Here is a 3,081-nt window from a genome sequence, read left to right as displayed (position 1 = left end):
GCGAGGGCGCGGTGAGCGCCGCCACCGTGCGGCGGCTGCTCGCCGAGCGCGGGCTCGACCGCGTCTCGCTGCGCGGCGCCCACGAGGGACTCGAGCGCCGCCGCTGGGAGGCCTCGTACCCCGGCGCGCTGTGGCACGGCGATGTCTGCCATGGCCCGGTGCTCACCGGCGGCACGAAGTGGACGCCGCTGCGCATCCACGCGCTGCTCGATGACAGGAGCCGCTACGTCGTCGCGCTCGAGGCGCGCTCCACCGAGCGCGAGGACGACATGCTCGGCCTTCTCGTGCGTGCCGTGCGCCAGCACGGCGCGCCACAGACGCTCTACCTCGACAACGGCTCGACCTATTCCGGCAAGGCGCTCGCCACCGCGTGTCCGCGCCTTGGCATCGCGCTCGTGCACGCCAGGCCCTATGACCCGCAGGCGCGCGGAAAGATGGAGCGATTTTATGCCGAGCCCACGATTATGCGGAGGTCGACGTCAATGGCTCCGGTGCCCCGAGGGAGGCACACCAAAGACCATGCGTCGTTCTCCGCATAACGCTGGGTGCTCCTGCGAGGCCATCTCGGCCGGAAAGGAGCACCCATGGCTGACCAGGTCTTCCGTGAGCCTCAAGTCATCGCTCGTCTTCGGCGGCGCACGCCGCTCGGTGAAGGGCTTGAAGAGCTCGCCGCTCATCTTCACCGCCGAGGCTACGCTCTCGTCTCAGGACGGACTCTGATTATGCGCAGCGTCGGGGCGCTTCCAGCCTCGGGATGCGCCTCGACCTCCGCATAATCGTGGACTCGGCATAAAAGCGCTTATGCGGACCTCTGCATAAGCGCTTCTGGCGCACACTTCGCGAGGGCTGTCTCGACCACCTGGACCGCTCGCTGTCCCTGGCCGAGGTGCAACGTCGCCTCGACACCTTCCTCGCCCGCCACTACCACTCGCAGCCGCACGCCTCGCTCATGGGCGACACGCCCGGCATCGTCTGGGGCTCCCACCAGACGCGCCTCGTCTCCGAGACGCAGCTCGCCGAGGCGCTCACCGTGCGGGCGCGCCGCCGCGTCTCCCGTGACGGCGTCGTCAGCCTCGACGGCCGTCTTTTCGAGGTGCGCCACGGCTTTCTCGCCGGCCGGCTGGTGAATGTCGCCAGCTGTCTCGTCGAAGGGCTGCCCGCCTCCGTCCGCGTCGAGCACGACGGCCGCTGCTACGAGCTGCAGCCGCTCGACGTGCAGGCCAATGCCCGCGCCCACCGCGCACGCAGCCCCGTCCCGCCGGCCTCGTCCGTTGCCTTCGACCCCACCGCCCCCACCCTGGAGTGAGTCCACCATGTCCCAGCAACTCCTCTCCGCCTTCGGCCTCGTCCACCTGCCCTTCACCAAGGAGATTCCCGACGCCGAGCTCTGGTTGCCTGCCTCAAAGGAGTCCGTCGTCACCGACATCGTCGACGCACTGGAGTCGCGCCAGTCCGTTCTGGTCGCCGGTGAGCCCGGTGTCGGCAAGACGTGCGTCCTGCGCGCCCTGCGGCACCGCCTTCCGAAGGAGCGCTTCCGCCTGACGTACTGCCACAACGCGACGCTCGGCCGCCGCGACTTCTATCGGCAGCTGTGCCTGGCGCTCGGGCTGCAGGCGAAGGCCACCGCGGCCGCCGTGTTCCACGCCGTCACCACGCACGTACATGAGCTCGCCACCAGCCGCGTCCACCCCGTCTTCCTCCTCGACGAGGCGCACCTGCTCCACCCCGACGTGCTCGGGCACCTCCACATCCTCCTCAACGTGCGCCGTGAAGCGCTGTTGCGACCGGGGACCGAAAGGGGTCCCCCTCGCCCGGGTCGAGCCGGGTGAAGAAGGGCGCCGCGAACGCCGCTGGAGACTGGAACAGCGGCCTGCAACAGCCGAGCGGCGTGAACAGCCGGCACTGGGCTTCGGCCCCGGGTCGGTGACCACAGGTGCCACGGTGAGGCACGCATGGATGAGTGTCCACGCAAGTCGAAGTCGGTGTTGGAACCCTCTGTACGGAAGGATGCCCCGTCTCCGACGGGTTCGCAGCCAGAGCCCGGTCGCCAGTTGAAAGCGACTGGATGTGCCCGTCACGGGCATACCGGCCCCAAGCCTCGAAACGGGCGCCGGCCCGCGCTGCCAGGGGCAAAGCCGACCACCTACCGCACCAAGGGTCGCATCAGTGAACACGGGAACCTCGTTCCGAGCGCCGAGCCCTCGGGCTCCGGCAAGCTGCCAGGTCCAGCGACGTCTCGGACGAGGGACGGAGCCTCCGTAGTAGTCCGAGCGCGGGAGAGCCGCGCACAAGGCGAAGGGAGGCAGTCGATGGGTACGGCCGCTGCTGCGCCGGGGAAAGCCGTGTATGCGGCGTCTTACTCCGATATGGAGTGGCTCCGGAGCGTCCAGCAGAAGCTGTACCGGCGAAGTCTGGAAGATCCAAACTACGTCTTCCGCAAGTTGTGGGGCTTCGTCGTTGCTCCCCACAACCTGCGGGTCGCTCTCCACCGCGTGGCCCGCAATCGTGGTAGCCGCACGGCGGGCATTGACGGAGTCACGGTGGCGAAGCTCGCACGGGATTACGGCGTCGAGGCTTTCTTGCAGAAGCTGCGAGAGGAGCTGAGGGGCCGTGGGTACCAACCGAGTCCGGTGCGACGGGTGCTCATCCCGAAGCCCGGCCAGCCGGGGAAGTTCCGCCCGCTGGGGATACCCACCGTCAAGGATCGAATCGTGCAGGCGGCTTTGAAGAATATCCTGGAACCGATTTTCGAGGCGGACTTCTACCCCGTCTCGTACGGCTTCCGTCCTGGGCGAGGTGCCCACGGAGCGCTGGAGCACTTGCGTCTGCTGCTGCGCCCGCGGTCTGTCCGCACCCAGGAGGAAGCCGTCAGTCGGCTCCCGTACCAATGGGCCGTTGAAGGAGACATCAAAGGGTGCTTCGACCACATAGACCACCACGCGCTGATGAATCGGCTTCGCCGACGCATTAGCGATGGAAAGGTTCTTCGCAAGGTCGTGGCCTTCCTGAAGGCAGGAGTCCTCTCGGAAGAGCAGTTCACGCGGACGGACTCCGGAACCCCCCAAGGAGGAATCCTCTCGC

The 3,081-nt window shown here is 67.9% G+C and carries 4 protein-coding genes; all 4 read left to right on the top strand.

Annotation, left to right across the window (positions count from 1 at the left end; translation table 11 throughout):
• On the top strand, positions 1-539 hold a 539-nt coding region (locus K8638_RS44015; RefSeq protein WP_223760781.1), incomplete at its 5' end, for a DDE-type integrase/transposase/recombinase.
• A gap of 347 nt (positions 540-886) precedes the next feature.
• Complete coding sequence (locus K8638_RS44010) at positions 887-1,306, top strand: hypothetical protein (RefSeq protein ID WP_223760780.1); 420 nt, start codon at positions 887-889, stop codon at positions 1,304-1,306.
• A 7-nt stretch (positions 1,307-1,313) separates the two neighbouring features.
• The gene (locus K8638_RS44005) at positions 1,314-1,829 is read left to right on the top strand and encodes an ATP-binding protein (RefSeq protein WP_223760779.1); all 516 of its coding nucleotides are present in this window, start codon (positions 1,314-1,316) and stop codon (positions 1,827-1,829) included.
• Between the two features lie 480 nt (positions 1,830-2,309).
• Positions 2,310-3,081: reverse transcriptase domain-containing protein (locus K8638_RS44000; protein WP_255663147.1), on the top strand; the 772-nt coding region annotated here is incomplete at its 3' end.

The sequence above is a fragment of the Myxococcus sp. RHSTA-1-4 genome, assembly GCF_020037125.1.
Lineage (GTDB): Bacteria > Myxococcota > Myxococcia > Myxococcales > Myxococcaceae > Myxococcus.
The sequence above is the reverse complement of the archived record's forward strand: the minus strand, read 5'-3'. Positions and strand labels throughout refer to the sequence as shown.

Bases quoted from the DNA above. Each gene is read 5' to 3' on its own strand.
- K8638_RS44005 (WP_223760779.1), top strand. From the start codon at position 1,314: ATGTCCCAGCAACTCCTCTCCGCCTTCGGCCTCGTCCACCTGCCCTTC.